The 19,503-nt window shown below is 70.1% G+C and carries 13 protein-coding genes and 2 tRNA genes; 10 read left to right on the top strand and 5 right to left on the bottom strand.

Going from position 1 to position 19,503, the window contains the following annotated elements; genetic code table 11:
• Positions 1 to 263 precede the first annotated feature (263 nt).
• Positions 264 to 1,793 carry a peptide deformylase gene (locus EV382_RS24620; RefSeq protein WP_130405597.1) on the top strand — a complete coding sequence of 510 codons (1,530 nt, stop codon included), beginning with the start codon at positions 264 to 266 and terminating at the stop codon, positions 1,791 to 1,793.
• A 68-nt stretch (positions 1,794 to 1,861) separates the two neighbouring features.
• On the opposite strand, the gene EV382_RS24615 is transcribed toward EV382_RS24620, so the two are convergent.
• Positions 1,862 to 2,977, bottom strand: a complete 1,116-nt coding sequence (locus EV382_RS24615; RefSeq protein WP_130405595.1) for a globin domain-containing protein — start codon at positions 2,975 to 2,977, stop codon at positions 1,862 to 1,864.
• Between the two features lie 144 nt (positions 2,978 to 3,121).
• Between EV382_RS24615 and EV382_RS24610 the strand changes: the two genes are divergently transcribed.
• Positions 3,122 to 3,892, top strand: coding sequence for a CPBP family intramembrane glutamic endopeptidase (locus EV382_RS24610; protein WP_130405593.1), 771 nt, complete (start codon positions 3,122 to 3,124; stop codon positions 3,890 to 3,892).
• 4 nt (positions 3,893 to 3,896) lie between these two features.
• On the opposite strand, the gene EV382_RS24605 is transcribed toward EV382_RS24610, so the two are convergent.
• A complete protein-coding gene (locus EV382_RS24605) occupies positions 3,897 to 5,117 on the bottom strand; it encodes a hypothetical protein (protein WP_244236807.1) in 1,221 nt (406 codons plus the stop codon).
• Positions 5,118 to 5,372: 255 nt separating this feature from the next.
• Between EV382_RS24605 and EV382_RS24600 the strand changes: the two genes are divergently transcribed.
• From EV382_RS24600 to EV382_RS24580, 5 genes are all read left to right on the top strand, one after another.
• Positions 5,373 to 5,463: transfer RNA gene (locus EV382_RS24600), tRNA-Ser, on the top strand.
• A 35-nt stretch (positions 5,464 to 5,498) separates the two neighbouring features.
• A tRNA-Arg gene (locus EV382_RS24595) sits at positions 5,499 to 5,574 on the top strand.
• Positions 5,575 to 7,003: 1,429 nt separating this feature from the next.
• On the top strand, positions 7,004 to 8,119 hold the full coding sequence (locus EV382_RS24590) for a ricin-type beta-trefoil lectin domain protein (RefSeq protein ID WP_130405591.1): 1,116 nt from the start codon (positions 7,004 to 7,006) through the stop codon (positions 8,117 to 8,119).
• 168 nt (positions 8,120 to 8,287) lie between these two features.
• Positions 8,288 to 9,538, top strand: coding sequence for an acyltransferase family protein (locus tag EV382_RS24585; RefSeq protein ID WP_165435857.1), 1,251 nt, complete (start codon positions 8,288 to 8,290; stop codon positions 9,536 to 9,538).
• A gap of 404 nt (positions 9,539 to 9,942) precedes the next feature.
• Positions 9,943 to 11,472, top strand: coding sequence for a non-reducing end alpha-L-arabinofuranosidase family hydrolase (locus EV382_RS24580; protein ID WP_130405587.1), 1,530 nt, complete (start codon positions 9,943 to 9,945; stop codon positions 11,470 to 11,472).
• Positions 11,473 to 11,566: 94 nt separating this feature from the next.
• Here EV382_RS24580 and EV382_RS24575 read toward each other — a convergent pair whose 3' ends face one another.
• Together EV382_RS24575 and EV382_RS24570 are read right to left on the bottom strand one after the other, a co-directional pair.
• The gene (locus EV382_RS24575; RefSeq protein WP_165435856.1) at positions 11,567 to 12,142 is read right to left on the bottom strand and encodes a class I SAM-dependent methyltransferase; all 576 of its coding nucleotides are present in this window, start codon (positions 12,140 to 12,142) and stop codon (positions 11,567 to 11,569) included.
• Between the two features lie 94 nt (positions 12,143 to 12,236).
• On the bottom strand, positions 12,237 to 13,724 hold the full coding sequence (locus tag EV382_RS24570) for an MFS transporter (protein WP_130405583.1): 1,488 nt from the start codon (positions 13,722 to 13,724) through the stop codon (positions 12,237 to 12,239).
• 295 nt (positions 13,725 to 14,019) lie between these two features.
• Here EV382_RS24570 and EV382_RS24565 point away from each other — a divergent pair, with 295 nt between their 5' ends.
• The gene (locus EV382_RS24565) at positions 14,020 to 14,775 is read left to right on the top strand and encodes an SDR family NAD(P)-dependent oxidoreductase (RefSeq protein WP_130405581.1); all 756 of its coding nucleotides are present in this window, start codon (positions 14,020 to 14,022) and stop codon (positions 14,773 to 14,775) included.
• Positions 14,776 to 14,883: 108 nt separating this feature from the next.
• Here EV382_RS24565 and EV382_RS24560 read toward each other — a convergent pair whose 3' ends face one another.
• Positions 14,884 to 18,114, bottom strand: a complete 3,231-nt coding sequence (locus EV382_RS24560) for a S8 family peptidase (RefSeq protein ID WP_165435855.1) — start codon at positions 18,112 to 18,114, stop codon at positions 14,884 to 14,886.
• A gap of 181 nt (positions 18,115 to 18,295) precedes the next feature.
• Between EV382_RS24560 and EV382_RS24555 the strand changes: the two genes are divergently transcribed.
• Together EV382_RS24555 and EV382_RS24550 are read left to right on the top strand one after the other, a co-directional pair.
• Complete coding sequence (locus tag EV382_RS24555; protein ID WP_130405576.1) at positions 18,296 to 18,796, top strand: sigma-70 family RNA polymerase sigma factor; 501 nt, start codon at positions 18,296 to 18,298, stop codon at positions 18,794 to 18,796.
• Positions 18,789 to 19,499 carry a hypothetical protein gene (locus EV382_RS24550; protein WP_130405574.1) on the top strand — a complete coding sequence of 237 codons (711 nt, stop codon included), beginning with the start codon at positions 18,789 to 18,791 and terminating at the stop codon, positions 19,497 to 19,499. The genes EV382_RS24555 and EV382_RS24550 overlap by 8 nt, the downstream gene beginning before the upstream one ends.
• Positions 19,500 to 19,503: the final 4 nt, after the last annotated feature.

Raw genomic sequence — 19,503 nt, 5'->3', positions numbered from 1 at the left:
ACCAGTGCCGTCCTGAGCTAAGGCTAGCCTAACCACGCCGTGACGCGTAAGGGAAGCCTGGCCTTGGTCACATTCGAGAAGCCCAGGTCACCGCGCATTCGACGGGTAGTGCTCCGGGTACTACCCGGAGTCGGTGCTGGGAAACGCCGTCGCACAATCGATGGTCATCGGTGAATTGTCAAGCAGTGTGTCGAAAACATGCCACATGCGTGTGCGACCGGGTACGGAACGTGAAACTTATAGCCCCGGCCACGAGGAAGCTGATGACGACCTCACCCCTCGAACGGGCTGCCGACTCCTTCGCGGCCGAGCTTGCCCGACAACGGACCGGGCGCGGGCTGTCCAAGAAGCAACTGGCCGTTCTGATGGGGTTCGACCCGTCCTACGTCAGCCACGTCGAGGGGCGCCGACATCGTCCGACCGAGGACTTCGCCCGCCGCGCGGAGGCCGTCCTGGAGGCCAGCGGAGCGATCTGGCAGCGCTTCCGGGAGTACGACGACCTACGGCACGCCCGGGCGGGCCAGCCGCACCGCGAGGCGTACCTGCCGGGGCAGTGGCTGCCACCCGGCACCGGCCTGGTCGTGGAACGGGAGCTGGCCACCCTCACCTACGGAGACGACGGCTACCGGTGCGTCATCCACCGGGAGCTGTACAACGCCGGCACCGAGCCGGTCACCCGGTACCTCGTCCGGGTCGCCGTCGACCGGTACCCGAACGACCCCGGCCGCTCCAACCGGCACCACCGGGAGCACCCCCTCACCTTCGCCGAGCTCCAGATTCAGGCCCACCGGGACGACGGCGGCGGCGACCCGGAGCCGATGCACTGGCGAGCCAAGCACGATCGGGACGCGTTCAAGGAGATCTGGCTGCTCTTCGAGAACGGGGAGCGGCGCTTCCCCCTCTACCCGGGCGACCGGGCCACCATCGAGTACGCGTACAGCGTCGGGCACGACAAGTGGGGCCCCTGGTTCCAGCGGGCCGTCCGGCTGCCCACCCGGCAGCTCGCCGTACGCCTGGACCTGCCTGCGGCGCTCGACCCGCAGGTCTGGGGCGTGGAGACCTCGCTCAGCGCGGAGGAGGGCCCGCTGCGCACGGCGCCGCAGCGGCACGACGAGGGCGACCGGGCGATCTACGACTGGCAGACCGACGACCCACCGTTGAACGCCCGCTACCGGATGCAGTGGCGTTTCCGCGCCCGCCCGGACACCGAGCCGGACAACCTCCCCGGTGGCACCCGGGTGCGACCCAGCGACCGGATGCGCGGCCTCGGCATCGTGCAGCGCGGCGACGACCTGCTCCGTCAGCGCGCCCGCCCGTTCGTCCTGCCCGCCGAGGAACAGGTCGCCCGGGACGTGGTCGACCGGCTCACCATGGCCCTGGCCCGGCTCGACGAACTGCACCCGTTCAGCAAGGGGGTGGGCGTCGCCGCGCCGCAGTTCGGCATCGGCCGCGCGGCGGCGGTGGTGCGGCCCCCCGACCGGTCCGCGGAGCCGGTCGTGCTGATCAACCCCCGGGTGGTCGACGCCGACCCGGACACCGACGAGCAGTACGAGGGCTGCCTCTCCTTCTTCGACCACCGAGGGCTGGTGCCCCGGCCGCTGCGCCTGGACGTGGAACACGCCCAGTGGGACGGCAGCCGGGTCATCACCTCGTTCGAGTTCGGCATGGCCCGGCTGGTCGCGCACGAGATCGACCACCTGGAGGGCCGGCTCTACGTCGACCGGATGGCACCCGGGGTGCCGTTGGTGCCGGTGGAGGAGTACCGCGAGACCGGGCGGCCCTGGCGGTACTGACCAACGAGGGACCGGGGCGCGTGCCCCAGGGGGCAGGGGCACGCGCCCCGGTATGGGGGGAGGAACGTCTAGAGGTCACCGAAGGTGTCGTAGCGGATGTGCGGCGGCGGCACGTCGTCCGCGGCGAGGACCCGCAGGGTGGACCGGACCATCCGGGCGGCACCGGAGACGTAACAGTCGTGCGTCGTCCACGGGCCGTACCGGGCCACCACGTCCGGGACGTCGCCCTGCTCGCCGTCGAAGTCCGGGTCCTCACTGCACGACGGGGTGACCGACAACCACGGGTGTACGGCCACCAACTCCTGCAACCCGGCCAGGCCGTACAGGTCGGCCGCCTGCCGAGCCCCGTAGAAGACGTGCACCCACCGGGTGCGGTTGAAGGTGGCCAACTCCTCCACCAGCGCTTTGATCGGCGCCAACCCGACGCCGCCGGCTACGCAGAGGATGTCCCGTTCCGAGGTGCGGTCCAGGGTCATCGACCCCATCGGTGCCGCCAGCCGGAGCAGGTCACCCGGGCGCACCCGACGCACCAACGCGCCGGACACCCAGCCGGCCCCCGGAGACCGCACATGGAACTCCAGCACGCTGTCGTCGTTCGGGGCGTTCGCCACCGAGTAGTTGCGCCACACCCGGGGGTGGTAGCGCGGCACCTCCAGGCTCACGTACTGCCCCGCCTGCCAGCGCAGCGGATGCTGCAACGCCCGGCAGGTCAGCACGGCGGTGTCCGGGCCGTACCGCTCGTGGGTCAGCACCTCGGCGTGCCAGAACGGCGGGTCGTCGTCGGCCGCCGCGCCGGCCACCATCAGGGCGGCGATCGCCGCGTACGCCTCCCGCCACGCCTGGTCGTACTCCAGGTTCCAGCCGTCGCCGGCGGTGCTGCGCAGCGCGTCCAGCAACGCGACGCCCATCGTCGCGTAGTGCTCCTCGTCGACGTGGTACTTCCGGTGGTCGCGGCCCAGCGCCCGCAGGAACTCGTCGAAGCTCTCCGGGTCGTCGACCGTGTGGATCGCCGCGACGATCGCTTCGAGCAGGCGGTCGCCCTGGCCGGTCATCTGCACCGGGAAGAGCTGCCGCAGGGCGGGGTCGAGCAGGAACAGCCGAGCGTAGAAGTGACCGCTCAGCCGGACCCGGTCGTCCTCGACCAGGGTCCAACTCTCCTTCAGCAACCGCGCGATGTTGTCCACGGACGCTCCTTCTCCAGACGGCAACGGATCGGGCGCCCATAGAATCTCCACGGAGAGTGTCGACTGGTCGCACAGAATGTGCGATCGGCTCATGCTGACCCGTCGGCCGTGCCACCGGTATGGCGCGTCGGGCAGAGTGGTGCGGTGACCGTTGAGCTGACCCGCCCGGTGTCCCGCCGACTGCTGGGCACCGAGACGCTGCTGGTCCTCGGCCTCTCCCTCGGCCAGTCCGCGATCTACGCGATGGTCTCGATCATCGCGAAGTTGACCGCCGACGGTCCGCTCTCCAAGCAGACCGCCTCGCTGAACACCTCGGCTTCGGCCCGCCCCTGGCTGGACCTCACGTACCAACTGCTCGGCATCGTGTTCGCGCTGCTGCCGGTGCTGCTCGCCGTACACCTGCTCAGCCGTGACCCCGGCGACCCGGCGCGGACCCTCGGCCTGGACGCCCGGCGGCCCGGTCAGGACGTGGCGCGCGGGGCCGGCCTGGCGGCGCTGATCGGCCTACCCGGGTTGGCGCTGTTCTGGGTGGCGGCCCACCTGGGCCTCAACGCCACGCTGGTGCCCGCCTCGCTACCGGACGTCTGGTGGGCGGTCCCGGTGCTGATCCTCGCCGCCGTGCAGAACGCCGTGCTGGAGGAGGTGATCGTGGTCGGTTACCTGGTCACCCGGCTGCGTCAGCTCCAGTGGCGGCTGGCCGCCGTCATCGCGGCGAGCGCGCTGCTGCGCGGCTCGTACCACCTTTACCAGGGCTTCGGCGCGTTCGTCGGCAACGCGATCATGGGCGTCGTGTTCAGCCTCTTCTACCTGCGTACCCGGCGGGTGATGCCGCTGGTCATCGCGCACACAGTGCTCGACGTGTTCGCTTTCGTCGGCTATGCGCTGCTGCCCCGGGAGTGGTTCGACTGGCTCTGACCGGTCAACGCCGGTCGGGTCGATAGGCGGACACCGCTCGGGCCGCGAGCCGGTCGGCCGCCGCCGCGTCGCCCAGCGCCGCCGCGAGCACCGCCGCGCCCGGCAGCAACCGGGCCACCAGCCGCAACGCGACCCAACCACCGGCCTGCGCCGTGAGCGGAGCGGCCAACCGCCAGGCCGCCTCCGCGGCCCGTGGCCACGCCCCCTCGACCGGGTCGCCCGTCGACTCGGCGGCGGCCAGGGCCGCCACCGCGCTGGCCCGATCCGGGTGCACCTGGGTCAGCACCAGCAGGTCGACGGCCCGATCGGGGTGCGTCGGATCCTTGCCGTACGCGGCGGCCAGGTGCAGCACCAAGTCCGAATGCGTCCACAGCACCGTGGCCAACTCGGCCAGCGGCGCGAAAAAGCCGGCCAACGCGGCGGTCGCCCCGCCCGCACCCGCCGAGCGGACGAAACGCCGGGTCGCCAACCGGGCCAGGCCGTCCGCTGACGCGTCCGGATACCGGGTGCGCAACCGCGCAGCCCACCCGGCCGCGCCGGGCCCGAGCGCCCGCACCGCGGCCAGAGCCAACAGCTCCGGCGCGAAGCCCGGGTGGTCGAGCACGCGCGCGGCGACCGCCCGCAGCTCCACTTCCGGGGTACGCCCCAAAGCCAGCTCAGCCTGCCGCGCGGCGGACTCCGCCGGGGCCGCCTGCTGCTCGGCGGGTGCCGGCTGCTGCCCGGCGGGTGTCTGCTGTTCGGCGGGTGTCTGCTGTTCGGCCACGGGTTCGGGGGCAGGCTCGGGCGGTCTGGTGGTCTTGCGTGGGGTGGTGGCCCGCTTGGTGGTCTTCACTGCCTTGACCGGGGTCGCGGTGCGCTTGCGGGGTGCTGGTGTGGTGGGTGTCACCTCGGCGGGCGTCTCGGCTGCTTTCCGGGACGCGGCCTTGCGAGCGGGGGTGGTGCGCGCCTTCGGCGCTGCCGGTGCCACATCTGCCGCTGCACCTGCTTGATCGCCACCGGGCTGGTCGGGCTCCTGGGCGCTCGCGTCCGTGGTCGGCTCCGCGCTCGCGTCATTGGCTGGCTCGGTCCGCGCGAGCCGAGGCTGCCGGGGCAGGGGGCGGTCCGGCTCCGGGGGCTGGAAGAGCACCGCCGGGGCCGCCTTGGCCCGGCGAGGACGCGGGCTCGCCGGCGGTGCCGCCGGCTCCACCGTCCCGGGGCGCTCGTCGGCTGCGGTCGGCTCGGTCACGGTCGGTTCGGCCACCGTCGGCGGCCGGAAGGTCGCCCGTGGGGAGCGCCGACGCGCTCTCTCAGCAGGCTCTCGGCGGGTCGACTCGCTGGGTGGCTGCTCCTGCATATCGATGGAGCGTAGTCCGGATCACGCCGCCGCACAGCGTGGAGACACGGGGGCGGGCGGACCTTGGTGGGCGTACACCGGAAGTCGTTTTGCTCCCAGTGGGTGGCGACCTGTATCCTCGGGCGCGGTGGTCTGAGGATCACCAAGGGAGACTTCGCCTAGTCTGGTCTATGGCGCCGCACTGCTAATGCGGTTGGGGTCTTAAAGCCCCTCCCGGGTTCGAATCCCGGAGTCTCCGCGCGAAAGCCGGGTGTGTACACTGGCTGAGCACAAGCGCCCGTAGCTCAATGGATAGAGCATCTGACTACGGATCAGAAGGTTAGGGGTTCGAGTCCCTTCGGGCGCACCACTGAAACAGGGAATATGGCCGACCGGCCATATTCCCTGTTTTTGTCTGAGTCGTCGGCGGGTAGCCGACCACGTACCTCTGGCCCATGCTCGGATCGCGATATTGTGGGCGCGGGCAGTGCGCCTGCCCGCGCCTCGGTGTGACAGCCCACGCCTGAGCACACACAGGGCCAAGAGTCGCCGACTCCGCGCAGACGTGATGAGCTTCGGCGTGCCGGCTGCGCCGCCTGTTCGGTGGAGGGCGTGGGGCTGCACCGGAGGCGTCATGACTGATGAGCAGAATCCGCGTCGGACTCCCCGATCGGGTCGTGCCCGGAAGCGAGCAGTTCGAGCTCAGGCGGCCCGTGCCGGTGTCCCGTACTCAGTGGCGGCCCGGCAACTCGAGGCAGTCGGGCTGCAACCGGGCGAGACACTTTCCAGCTATGGGCGGACGATCTACCCGGTCGTCTTCGACTCGCACCGGGAGCTGATGATCAGACGTCGCGAACAGCGTTCGTTCGACGAGCGGGTCCTGGACAACCGGCGAGCCGCGACCCTGCCGGACGGCCGTGCCCAGCATCTCGTCGAGCGCTTTCCACCGACGCGGGGTCGAGACGGCACCGGGGTCGGCCCGCTCTATCACGGTGAAGGGCGTCAGGAACTCCTGGCCATGCTGTACGTCGTCGTCGCGGCCGAGTCACCGGGGCTGCTGCCGGCCGTCGGTGACCTCGTCTGGATCGCGGAGATGGGGGAGGAAACCGCCCTCGACATGGCGTGCGCCGAACTGGACCGGGAGGCGCGGCGGCTGCTCGACCGCGACCCGCCGGATCCTGGACGCGCTGCTCATCGTCGCCGACGACGGACACGCCCCGGGCACGCGGGTCCGCCTGCTCCGGAATCCACACGAAAGTTCCCATGCCACCATCACCGGCGCCCTGTGGGGAAGTTCCGGTCCTCCCCTCGGATACCTCATCTGGCTCGACGAGACGAAGACGGCCGAGTCCGTACGTGCCGATGAGCTGGCGGTGCTCGCCGACCAGGAGTCCCGACCGCGCTGATTTTCGACGGCGTCAAGGCGGCGCAGCGACCCTGATCCACTCGTGTTTCATGAAGTCGGGGTGTCCTGGCCCGAGGGATGGCCCGACTTCATGAAACCGGAGTGGATCACGCCAGGCGGCGATGCCTGGTCGCGTGTGCCGGAACCGCGTGGAGCCTGCGGGCCCCCAAGTGGGCGCGGCCGGTGCGGCTCGTCGTCCCTGCCGCTCGTCCGTGCCAGTCGCCGCCGCTCGCTGCTGGCGCTTGACGCGGGCCAGATCAGCGACAAGAATTTACGTTAATCGCTGTTAGCGTTAACAAACCGTCCCAGTGCTGCGACGGCATCGTCAAGCCGATGTGGCGGTGCCGCGACGGCCTGACCCCTCGTACAGCACTGCCACGCAGGGGAGAAATCTATGCGAACCAGGGCAAGATGGCTCGCGGCGACCGCCGTACTCGGTGTCGTCCTCGCCGGGGTGCTGACCTCGACCGGTCCGGCCAACGCGGAATCCAACGGCGGCGTACGGGTGATGCCGCTCGGCGACTCCATCACCGAGGGCACCCAGGTGCCGGGCGGGTACCGCATCGGGCTCTGGCAGCGCCTCGCCAACGGGCGGTACACCGTGGACTTCGTCGGCTCGCAGTTCAACGGGCCAGGCAGCCTGGGTGACCACGACCACCAGGGGCATCCCGGCTGGCGCATCGACCAGATCGACGCGAACATCGTCAACTGGCTGAACACCCAACGGCCGCGGACCGTCCTGCTGCACATCGGCACCAACGACATCCTGCAGAACTACAACGTGAGCACCGCGCCGAACCGGCTCTCGACCCTGATCGACCGGATCACCGCTACGGCTCCCAGCGCGGACGTGTTCGTCGCGCAGATCATCCCGCTCTCCAACAGCAACCAGGAGGCGGCCGCCCGCACCTTCAACGCGGCGATCCCGGGCATCGTGCAGGCCAAGGTGAACGCCGGCAAGCGGGTGCACCTGGTCGACATGCACAGTGCCCTCACCACCGCCGACCTGATCGACGGCATCCATCCCACCTCCGGCGGCTACGACAAGATGGCCGCCCGTTGGTACAGCGCGTTGCAGTCGGTACCCGGCACCATCGGCGACCCGGGCAGCGGCGGTGGCGGACAGACCACGGCGATCGTTGGTGCCCTCTCCGGTCGCTGCGTCGACGTCCCCGGTGCCGCCACCACCAACGGCCTCCAGCTGCAGTTGTGGGACTGCCATGGCGGCACCAACCAGCGGTGGACCTACACGAGCGGCAAGGCGCTGACCGTGTACGGCAACAAGTGCCTCGACGCCGCCGGCTATGGCACCTCCCCGGGCACCCTGGTCACCATCTACGACTGCCACGGCGGAACGAACCAGCAGTGGAACGTCAACGCCAACGGCACCATCACCGGGGTGCAGTCCGGTCTCTGCCTGGACCCCTACAACATGGGTACCGGTAACGGCACGAAGCTCGTTCTCTGGACCTGCACCGGCCAGACCAACCAGCAGTGGAGCCGCCGATAGCCCGGCCCCCGTATCCACCCGTCGGCTACTGCCGAAACAGCGAAGGGCCGCATACAGTACGGGCTCGGCGCTGCCGGACAGCAGCTGAGGGCCAAAACGGGGATGGTTATGGGCAGGCAGTCGTTGGGGCAGTCCGTGCTGGGCGGGTTCGGGTGGAGGCTGCCCACGTTGGCAGATCGGTTCGACGCTCGCGCCAACAGCATCGGGCTGCTGCGGATGGTGCTGGCGTTCGCGGTGCTCGTCGCGCACTGCTGGCCTCTCGCGCTGGGTCGGCCGATGCTCGGCAGCAGCGAGACCCTGCGGCAGGCCGATGTCGGCAAGCTCGCGGTGTACGGCTTCTTCGTGCTCTCCGGCTTCCTCATCACCAGCAGCGCCCTGCGCTTCAGCCCGGTGCGGTACCTCTGGCACCGGGCCCTGCGCATCCTGCCGGCCCTGTGGGTGTGTCTGCTGGTGACCGCGCTGGTGATGGCCCCGGCGATCGCCTACTACGAGCGCGGCACCCTGGACGGCTTCTGGGGGCACCCGCAGGGCCCACTGCAGTACCTGCGGGCGAACTGGCTGTTCGCCATGGACCAGTGGACGATTTCCGGCATTCTGCGGGACGTGCCCTACGGCCGGGGCATCGAGGGTGGCGGCCCGCTGAACGGCTCGTTGTGGACGCTGCGGTACGAGGTGGTCTGCTACTTCATGCTCGCTGCCCTGGCGGCGACCGCGGTGCTGGCCCGGGCGCGTGCCGCCATGGTGTTGCTGCTGCTCGGGGTGTACGCGGTCGTCGTCGAGGACTTCGTCCGAGGTGACGGGCTCGCCGTCCTGCCGGCCAAGCACGGCGTCCTGGGCCCGTACCCGCTCGTCGGGACCTTCGAGAAGCAGCTCGTCATCTACCTGACCTTCGCCTTCCTCCTCGGTGCGGTGGCTAAGTTGTACGCCCACCGGGTGCCGATGACCGGCTGGCTGGCGGCTCTCGCCGCGGTCGGGGTCGCGGTGACCGCACGGTTCGGTGGCTTCTATGTCCTCGGGGTGCCGCTGCTGGCGTTCCTGCTGCTGTACCTGGCGGTCGGGCTACCCCGTTGGTTTCACTCGGTCGGCCGCAAGCGGGACTACTCGTACGGGGTCTACATCTACGCGTTTCCGGTCCAGCAGGTCGTCGCCCTGCTCATCGGCGTGCGGTACGGCTTCGTCACGTACCTGGTGGTGGCGTCGGCCGGCACTCTGGTCCTCGCGGCGCTCTCCTGGCATCTGGTGGAGCGCCCCGCCATGGCGCTGAAGGATGTGGCCGTGCCGCTGGCCCGGCGCGGCGGGGATGCCCCAGCCGCTGCGGGCCCCGACCTCGGGGCCGTCGCGCGGCCGACCGGGTCGCCTGCGGATGCGCCCGCTCGACCGGTCGTCACCGCGCCCGTACCTCAACCGGCCGACGTGTAGGGCTGAGTTCACCGGCACCGTGGTCGATGGGCAAACATCGATGTTAACGCGCGCGCAGCGCGCTCCTCAAGGGTGCGGTGGTGGTCCGCGTCGGGGTCTGAGGCGATGCCTGCGGGAAGTCGGTGGGAGGCGTTTCGCCTCAAGATCCGGGGTTCGACGGCCGCAGATGTTCCCAGCACATTACGTCTTGACGAACGGCATGTTATCGCTCACAGTCGATGCCTAAGGACGACGACATCTTGGCTTTCCGGGCAAGCCTTGCCTCGTCGATCTCGAATCAGGCGTGCGCTTGGGCATGCAGGTGTCTTGTTAACGCTAACGTGCTGACGCCTGCGCTCGGCCACGTGTCGCGGTACGCCCATCCTCGGGCAGGCCGTTCGGCTCTTGGTCACTGGAGGAGGATCATGTCTGCCCTAGATAGGTCTCCATCGATCGCACCCCCGTCGCGACGGCGACGTGGGTGGTTGCCCCGCATCCTCGCCGCCGGCGCGGCGGCGTTGATGGTCGGCGGCGTCGGCGTAGCGGTGGTGTCGACACCCGCCGCCGCGGCCACTGTCGACACGAACGCGTGGTACGTGTTGATCAACCGCAACAGCGGCAAGGCCCTGGACGTCTACAACCTGGCCACGAATGACGGTGCCCGGATCACGCAGTGGGCCCGCAACAACGGTAACCAGCAGCAGTGGCAGTTCGTCGACTCCGGTGGCGGCTACTACCGCGTGAAGTCGCGGCTGTCCAACAAGGTGCTGGACGTCACGGGCTTCTCAACCGCCAACGGCGCCAGCATCGTGCAGTGGACCGACAACAACAGCAGCAACCAGCAGTTCCGGTTGGCCGACTCGGACAGCGGCTACATCCGGTTGATCAACCGGAACAGCAACAAGGTGGTGGAGGTGCAGGGCGCCTCGACCGCCGACGGCGGAAACATCGTGCAGTACGACGACTGGAACGGCGCGAACCAGCAGTGGCAGTTCGTCCGCGTCGGCGGTGGGACCGACCCCACCACGCCGCCGCCGACCGGCACCTGTGACCTTCCCTCGACGTACCGGTGGTCGTCGACGGGTGCGTTGGCGCAGCCGCGGTCGGGTTGGGTGTCGTTGAAGGACTTCACGGTTGCTCCGTACAACGGTCAGCAGCTCGTCTACGCCACCACCCACGACTTCGGGTCCAGCTGGGGTTCGATGAATTTTGGGTTGTTCTCGAATTATTCGCAGATGGGTTCGGCGAGTCAGAACGCGATGAACTCGGGGACGGTGGCGCCGTCGTTGTTCTACTTCGCGCCGCGCAACATCTGGGTGTTGGCGTATCAGTGGGGTGGGCCGGCGTTCTCGTACCGGACCTCCAGCGATCCGACGAACCCGAACGGGTGGTCGTCGCCGCAGACGTTGTTCAGTGGGAGCATCACCGGGTCGGGTACGGGTCCGATCGATCAGGCGGTCATCGGTGACAGCCAGAACATGTATCTGTTCTTCGCCGGTGACAACGGCAAGATTTACCGGGCGAGCATGCCGATCGGGAACTTCCCGGGCAGCTTCGGGTCGAACTACACGACGATCATGAGTGACACGACGAACAACCTGTTCGAGGCGGTGCAGGTCTACAAGCTGCAGGGTCTGAACAAGTACCTGATGATCGTGGAGGCGATCGGGTCGCAGGGTCGGTACTTCCGGTCGTTCACCGCGACCAGCTTGGGTGGGTCGTGGACGCCGCAGGCCACCAGTGAGAGCAACCCGTTCGCGGGTAAGGCGAACAGTGGTGCGACCTGGACCAACGACATCAGCCACGGTGAGTTGCTGCGGACCAGCGCGGACCAGACGATGACGGTCAACGCCTGCAACCTGCAACTGCTCTACCAGGGCCGTTCCCCCAGCTCCAACGGTGTCGACTACGGTCTGCTGCCGTACCGGCCGGGCCTGCTCACCCTGCAACGCTGACCAGGTTTGATCAAGCTCGACTGACACTGGACGGGCGGGCTCGGCGCAACGCCGAGCCCGCCCGGCTCATGTCGACGCGGCGATCAGCGCGGACTCACCGGATCGGCGTGCCGGTGACGCAGGTCAGCACCTGGCCCTGACCGCGAGTGGTGCGCGATGTGGTCGTGGTGAAACCGTGTGTCTCGAGCAGTACCTCGGTCGCGGTGAGGTTCGCGGTGGAGTGCGCGAGGGTCGGTCGCTCGCCGAAGACGTAGAGCCGCCCTCCCGGTGCCAGCAGGTTGCGTATCCGAGCGATCTGCTGCGCTGCGTCACCCAGCCAGAAGAGGCTGACGTTCACGGCGAAGATCTTGGTGAAGTGCTCGGGGGGAAGGTCTGCCGACTCGAACCCGGCCCGCCGAATCTCGGCTCTGCCGGCGTCGATGTGGCGCGTGTTCCGTTGGGTCGCCAGCCGCACCATCGTCGCGGCGGGGTCGATGGCGACGATCCGGCCGGTGGTGAGCTGACCGGCGACCAGGGAAACGGCCGCTCCCCGACCGCACCCGATCTCCAGCACCTGGTCGTCGGGTGCGACAGCCATGGTCTCCACCGCCCAGCGCTGCCGGTGGGCGGCCGTGGGCGTCGCGCCAGCGCTGGACGGGCCCGGATCGCGGGTCGGCACCGTGGACCTCACCACGTCACCTGCCGATACCTTCTCGCGCACACCTCTGATTCCACCCTCTCGGCGGAGTCGGTGCATCGTGTCCTCGGTCACCGTCCGATCGACATCAGTGCACGGGTGCCGGTGTGACGTCCCGGAGGGCGTCCGTCGGGGCCGGGACGTGCTTCGGAGCGCCGGCGTTCACCATGGTCGCGGAGACGATGGCGGCGGCGACCACGAAGCCGACGGCGACCCAGTACGCGACCGAGTAGCCGTGCATCAGCGCCTCGTTCCGCACCTGGGCTTGCGCTGCCGGGCCGCCGTGCGAGAGCAGGTAGGTGGCGGCCGAGCTGGTCGCGATGGTGTTGAGCAGCGCGGTGCCGATCGATCCGCCGACCTGCTGCGACGAGCTGATCATCGCGGAGGCGACACCGGCGTCCTTGGGCTCGACGCCGTGGGTGGAGATGCTCATCGCGGGCATGAAGGCGGTGCCGATGCCGAGGCCGATCACGGCTTCGGCGAACGCGATCTCCAGGAAGCCGCTCTCCGCGTCGAGCAGGGCGAGTAGCACCAGACCGACCGCGGCGACGAGGTAACCACCGACCATGATCGGCCGGGGGGCGATCCGGTGCGCGAGTCGCGCGCCGATCTGCGTGGCCCCGATGGCCTGCGGCACGGCCATCGGCATGAACGCCAGCCCGGCCAGCACCGGCGACCATCCCTTGACCTGCTGGAAGTAGTAGCTGAGCAGGAGGAACATCCCGAACATGCTGACGATGGCAAGGGCGACCGAGAGGTACGCGGCGGCCCGGTTGCGTTCGGTCAGGACGCGCAGTGGCAGCAGCGGGGACGTGACCCGCGCCTGCACCACCACGAAGGCCGCCAACAGCAGCACCCCGGCGGTGAACGACCCAACGGTCACCCTCGCCGACCATCCGTGGCTCTCGGCGACGCTGAACCCGTAGACCAGGCCGACGAGCCCCGAGCTGGCCAGCAGGACGCCGGGGAGGTCGAGGGGGGCGCGATGCCGCTCGCCGTCGTCGTGGATGGTGCGGCTGGCGCCAAGGATCCCGATGACCGCGATCGGTACCAGGACGAACATCGCGAAGCGCCAGTTCAGGTACTGGGTGAGCAGCCCTCCCACGATCAGGCCGACAGCGCCGCCAGCGATCGAGACCGCGCTGAACACGCCGAACGCCTTGGCGCGTTCTCTCGGCTGGGTGAAGGACAGCGAGAGCAGCGAGAGCGCGGCTGGCGCGAGCAGGGCCGCGAAGACACCCTGTAGTGACCGTGCGACCAGCAGCATCGCGGCGTTGACGGCCAGGCCGCCGATGGCTGACGCGATCGCGAAGCCGGCCAGCGCAGTCAGGAAGGTGCGCTTGCGCCCGACCATGTCACCGATCCGGCCGCCGACCAGCAGCAGACCACCGAAGGCCAGACCGTACGCGGTCACCACCCACTGCCTGCTCCCGTCGGTGAAGTGCAGAGCCTGTTGTGCCGACGGGAGCGCGATGTTCATGACCGCCCCGTCGAGCACCACCATCAGTTGAGCGATGGAGATGAACAACAGGGCCTTCCACCGCTGGGACTCCGGGGTGGTGCGACCTGTGGGCATGTCTGTTCCTCAAGGGTGATGTGCGCGGATTCGTTTCGACTCACCAACGCTAACGACGTTATGGAACGACCACCAAAGAATGTGCCTGCTGTTACAACGCGAAGCTGGCCGGTTCTTATGGCGTTTTGATACTGATAGCGAAGAACGCCCGGATCAATAGGGGGCTGCCTCGGGAGAGAGCCCCGCCCTTGTGAGGGCTGTTACTTTGTCGAACGTTCCAGAAATGACTAGCGTTCCGTCTTGCGAAGCCCCGCGGTTCCGCGGCGGCTCACCAGTCGAGTGGATGTGAGACGGGATGTCTGGACGGTTGGAATCAAAGGTGCTGCTCGTGACCGGCGGAACGCAGGGCATGGGCCTGGCGTTCGCCCAGCGTGCGGCCACGGAGGGGGCTCGCGTCGTCATCGGCGCCCGGGACAAGGACCGGGGCGAGGAGGTCGCCGCGCAGATCAGGAGCGCGGGCGGTAGCGCGCTCTTCGTGCCCACCGACGTGACGGTCGAGGAGGAGATGGCGCGGCTCGTCGACGCCGCGGTGACGGAGTACGGGCGACTGGACGGCGCGTTCAACAACGCGGGTGGTGGCCCGATGGCCAGCGTGCGGGAGACCGACAGCGACAACTGGCACCAATCGCTCGCCCTCAACCTGACCAGCGTCTTCTACGGCCTCAAGTACGAGCTCCCGGCGATCATCGCCGCCGGTGGTGGCGCGATCGTCAACAACGCCTCGGTCTCCGGCGTGAAGGGTGACGGGGCCCAGGCCGCCTACAACGCGGCGAAGCACGGCGTCATCGGTCTGACCCGCTCGGCGGCCCTCGACGTGGCGCGCTCCGGTGTGCGGGTCAACGCCCTGGTCACCGGCCTGATCGACACCCCGCTCTGGCAGAACGTGGTCAGCCAGGCCCCGGAGGTCGCCGAGCGTTACCTGTCGGCGCAGCCGACCGGGCGTGCCGGCACCTCCGACGAGGTCGCCGCGCTCACCGCGTTCCTGCTCAGCGACGAGGCCACCTTCATCAGCGGCGCGTCCATCGCCATCGACGGTGCCCTCACCGCCTGAGGCACCGAGCACGTCCGTACCGCCTGAGGCGTCAAGGACCACGTCCGTGGCTGCCCGGTTGCCCGGGGCGGCGGCTCCAGCAGCCGCCACCCCGGGCCAGGCAACGCGTCAGGCGATCCGGTAGGCCCGCTGGATCGTCTGCGTGACCGTGTTACCGGCGGTGTCGGTGGCGGTCAGTCGCAGCGAGACGAACCCGGCCCGGCGCGGATGACTGATCAGAGCGACGTTCCGGAGCACCGGCACCGCCACCCATGTCCTGCCGTCATCGAACGACGCGGACACGCCGAGCGTGCGGTTGGGCGCGGCCGTCGAGCCGGCCTGCCGGTCCAGCACCATCGGCATCGGCATGGTCCGACCCTTCCGGGCCGTGTTGGTGTCGTCGAGCACTGGCGTCGGGCGAGCCGTCGTCAGGGGCAACCGCTGCGGCGACGTCGTGTGCGCCGAGGTGAAGGTCCAGGCCACCGAGACCGACGTCGACAGGGTGTCCGGTGCGCCTCGGGTGGCGGTCGCCTCCAACCGGTAGGTGGCCTTCCCGGCGGGCACCGCGAACTCGGCCCACGGGCTGTCCGAGGTGCCGATCTCCTTACCGTCGCGCAGCAGCCGGAACCGCACCGGCAGGTCGTCGCGGCTCGCCGGGCGACCGGCCGCGTCCCCGAACAGGGGGACCGACGCGATCGAGATGGTGTCGCCGTCGCGGCCCGCGTAGCCCAGGGGTGACAGGGTCGGCGCCTGCGCCACGGTCGGCCCGAAGGGTGCCGCGTTCCAGGTCTGGTGGTACGTACGACCCGACGTGAAGGTCGAATCCTGCGTCGTGAGGTTGTCCCCCTCGACGAACGTGGACGTCCAGACGATGCCGCCGTCGGTGTTGTAGTACTCGGTACCCGTGAACGGCAGGTCGATCGGCGTGTTCGACCCGATCGGGCCCGAGCCGCCGGGCGCGGACGCGCGGTGGAACCGGGTGGCCGTCGTCGTGGTGGACTGGCTGCGGTAGGTCGCGTGGACGGTGGCCAGGTTCTTCGGCGACAGCTTCCGGGTCAGGCCGGTGAACATGTCGCCCTTGCCGACGTACGCCAGGTCGTAGGTGTAGGGGCTGTTCCGGAAGGTGCCGTCCCTGCCCGGTCGCGCGAGCCCGACGCCCAGGGTGGCGGTGAACTCGGGTGCCGCTACGGCGGGCCCGAGCCGGCCGAAGAAGACCTCCGCGACCGAGTCGCCGCTGAGTTGGACGCCCGGGTAGCGCAGGCCGTCGTCCCAGTTGGCGCTGACGTTGATCGAGATCGGCGCGGCGTCGCGCTGCGGCACGGTCACCGCGACCGGCTTGGCGCTGCGGGCGTCGACCGCCTCGGTGACCGGGCCACGTACGTCCAGGACCGGCTGTGCGAGCAGGGTCGACACGTTCCCCTCGTGGATGGTGCTGTACAACGCGTACCGACCCTTGGGCAGCCGCAGGACGCCGCCGCCCGGTGTCGTGGCGAGGGTGGAGAACTCGCCGGTGGTCAGGTTCGCCGCCACGGTGGTGTACTCGGTGGCCGGCTTGCCGTCGCGGCCGGTGTGGGGAAGCCGTACGTCGTAGCTCTCGATCTCACGGTTCAGCGCGAAGGGCGTGCGTACCCGCAGATCGCCGGCACCGGTCGCCGTCAGCGCCCCCTGGTAGACGCCGTCCGGGGCGTCCACCCGGGTGTCCACCGTGATCGTCGCCTCGGCGCGGCCACCGGCGGGCACCACCAGCGTGGCCGGGCTGACGGTGAGCATGCCGGCCGGGGCCGGCGCGATGGCCAGCGTCAGGGTGACCGGCGCGGTGCCCGTGTTGCGGTAGCCGACGACCTGGGTGATCGGGCTGTCGTCGGCGTGCGGCCAACGCTGCACCGGAAAGTCGATGGCGGCCACGTCGGTGGTGACCGGCTGGGCGACCGCGCGGGCGATGTCGACCCGGCCGGCGCCCTGCTCGTAGATGGTGTCCGCGCCGGTCGGCTTGGCCGAGCCCATCAGGGCTGCCTTGAGCTGCGGCCCGGTCCAGTCCGGGTGCTGACCGACGAGGATCGCGGCGGTGCCGGCGACGTGCGGAGTCGCCATCGACGTACCCGACATGGGGGCGTAGTCGCCGCCCGGAGCGGCGGCCACGATGTCGACGCCCGGCGCGCTGATCTCGGGTTTGATGTGGTTGTCGCCGATGCGCGGGCCCCGGCTGGAGAAGTAGGCCCGCTGGTCGTCGGCGTCGACTGCGGCGACGGCGAGAGCGTCGTCGGCGGAGGCCGGCGAGGAGACCGACTTCGGCTTCCCCTCGTTGCCGGCCGCGACCACGAAGAGGGTGCCGTACCGGTGGCTCAACTCCTGGACGGCGGTCTCCAGCGGGTCGAGTCCGGGCGCGTCGTCACCGCCCAGGCTCACGTTGACCACCCGGGTCTGCGGCGCGAGCCACTGCATGCCGGTGATGATGTCCGAGTCCTGGCATTCGGTGGTGGCGCAGACCTTGCCGACGAGCAGCTTCGCCCCCGGCGCGACCCCGCGGTACCTGCCGCCGGAGGCGGCTCCGCTGCCGACGATCGTCGACGCCACGTGGGTGCCGTGGCCGACCGAGTCGCTGGGGTCGCCGCCGCCGGTGAAGTCCCGAACATCGGCGAGCCGCCCGGCGAAGTCGGGGTGGCTGGCGTCGATCCCGGTGTCCAGCACGCCGACGGTGACACCGGTGCCGTCGAAACCGGCCTGCCACGCCGCCGGGGCACCGATCTGCGCCACGCTGTGGTCGAGGGAGACCGTGCGCTTGCCGTCCAGCCAGATGTGGGTGACCCCGTCGGTGAGGGTGCGTGCGGACGCCGTAGCGCGGGTGAGCGACGTCCAGAGTGTCACCCGGTCGTCCCGGTCCGCCCGGACCGCGAGCGCGTGGGCGGCCGGCAGATCGGCCCGCACCCGCCCGGCACCCCCGGTGGTCGCGGTCCGTGCCCGCGCCGCCATGTTCTCGGGGTACGCGACCAGCAGCGGCAACTCGGCTGCCCGGTCGTCGTAGCCGAACTCGGCCAGCGTGGTGAGGTCGAACAGGCGCCGGTCGAGCCGGCCGTCCCGCACCAGCGGCATCGCGTCCACCGGGATGACGTACTGGTGGCCGTCCTTCCGGCTGCTGACGAACCGCATGGCGGCCCGCCCCGGCCCCCGCTGGATCTGTGGGCGACCCGCCGCGTCCAGCGACACCCGGTCTCCGGTGATCAGGGTGAAGCCCTCGGAAGTGCCGGGGACGGTGGCCGCCGGCCTCTCCTGCGCGTTCGCCGGTTGGCCGGTCAGGCCCGCCGCAACCAGCGCGGTCGCGAGTACGCCGGCTGTCAGGGCGCGTCGTTGCCGTCGTCGCACATCGTCCTCTCCGCCACGGGCGTCTCCCGGGTCGGCACGATGACGCCTGGCCAGGTCGTTGGGTTGATCACTGCGCTGTGACGCAGGCCACAATCTCACCCCGCGCCGACGCGACCGGTCCCCCCGGGCGAGTTCCATGCGGCGGTGACCAGGGGACGAGGCGTTGGAGGGCACCGGTCCGATGCGTGACGCGGAAGAGTTCGACGCCCTCTACGCGGCCTGCGCCGGTCGGGTCGTGGGTCACGTGTACGCGCTCACCGGCAACCGCGCCGAGGCCGAGGACGCCGTCGCCGAGGCGTTCATGCGGGCCTGGCAGCGATGGAGGACGGTACGGGAGACGGACAGTCCGGAGGCGTGGGTCCGCCGGGTCGCCTCCCGGATCGCGGTGAGCAGCTGGCGCAAGGCGTTCAACCGGGTACGCGCACACCGCCGGGCCGCCGTCGACCAGGGCGTACCCGGCCTGAACGAGGACCACGTCGCCCTGTTGCAGGCGTTGCAACGGCTCAGCCCCAACGAGCGGCGGGCCGTCGTGCTGCACCACCTCAACGATCTCAGCGTCGCGGAGGTGGCAGCCGAGATGCAGGCCCCGGTCGGAACCGTGAAGACGTACCTCGCCCGTGGTCGGAGAGCGATGGCCGGGCTGCTGACCGATGCGCATCAGGAGGAGACCTCCCATGGCTGATCCGCGCGATGATCTCACCGCGATCGTGGCCGAGGTCCGGCGCGTCACCACGCTGCCGGGGGCACAGACGTTGCGCCGCCGCAGCGACCGGCGTCGGCGGCGTCGGGCGGCCATCGGGGCAGCGGGGCTGGCCGTGGTGGCCATCACCGCCGGCGCCACTCTGGTGCGGGCCCGCAGCGTCGTCGACACGCCGGGCGTCGACACATCGGGCGTCGGTCCGGCCAGCCAGATCGCGCCGTCCGTGGTCCCGTCCGCGACCGCCTCGGCGGGACCGCAGGACATCCTCGCCGGCCGGCGGCAGGTCCAGATCGTGCTGCCCGGTATGCGCGGGGCCACCCTGGCGATCGACCGCGACGGCGATCAGGTGCGGGCCACCACCGAACAGGGCATCGACGATCGGGCGCTGTGGGTGCTGCGCCCCGAGGGCGACAGGTACCGGATCCTGCTGGCGTCCGGTGCCAACGCGGTCTGCATGACCGTCGTGCACGACGCCGCGCCGGGCAGCGTACGCGGTCGGGCGTGTGATGCCGCCGCCTCGACGCAGCTCTTCCGGATCGATCAGGTGCCGGACGGCAGTTACTCGATCTTCCAGGGGAAGCGTTACGTCCAGGTCGTGGACGGCACCAACGCCCTGGTCCCCGACCTGCCGGAGGGCCTCACCACCACGTACGAGTTCGAGGACCGAGGGCCGGCCCCGCGCTGAGCGC

Source organism: Micromonospora violae, from assembly GCF_004217135.1.
GTDB classification, from domain to species: domain Bacteria; phylum Actinomycetota; class Actinomycetes; order Mycobacteriales; family Micromonosporaceae; genus Micromonospora; species Micromonospora violae.
The sequence above is the reverse complement of the archived record's forward strand: the minus strand, read 5'-3'. Positions and strand labels throughout refer to the sequence as shown.

Bases quoted from the DNA above. Each gene is read 5' to 3' on its own strand.
- EV382_RS24555 (WP_130405576.1), top strand. From the start codon at position 18,296: ATGCGTGACGCGGAAGAGTTCGACGCCCTCTACGCGGCCTGCGCCGGT.
- EV382_RS24590 (WP_130405591.1), top strand. From the start codon at position 7,004: ATGCGAACCAGGGCAAGATGGCTCGCGGCGACCGCCGTACTCGGTGTC.
- EV382_RS24620 (WP_130405597.1), top strand. From the start codon at position 264: ATGACGACCTCACCCCTCGAACGGGCTGCCGACTCCTTCGCGGCCGAG.
- EV382_RS24565 (WP_130405581.1), top strand. From the start codon at position 14,020: ATGTCTGGACGGTTGGAATCAAAGGTGCTGCTCGTGACCGGCGGAACG.
- EV382_RS24570 (WP_130405583.1), bottom strand. From the start codon at position 13,724: ATGCCCACAGGTCGCACCACCCCGGAGTCCCAGCGGTGGAAGGCCCTG.
- EV382_RS24580 (WP_130405587.1), top strand. From the start codon at position 9,943: ATGTCTGCCCTAGATAGGTCTCCATCGATCGCACCCCCGTCGCGACGG.
- EV382_RS24550 (WP_130405574.1), top strand. From the start codon at position 18,789: ATGGCTGATCCGCGCGATGATCTCACCGCGATCGTGGCCGAGGTCCGG.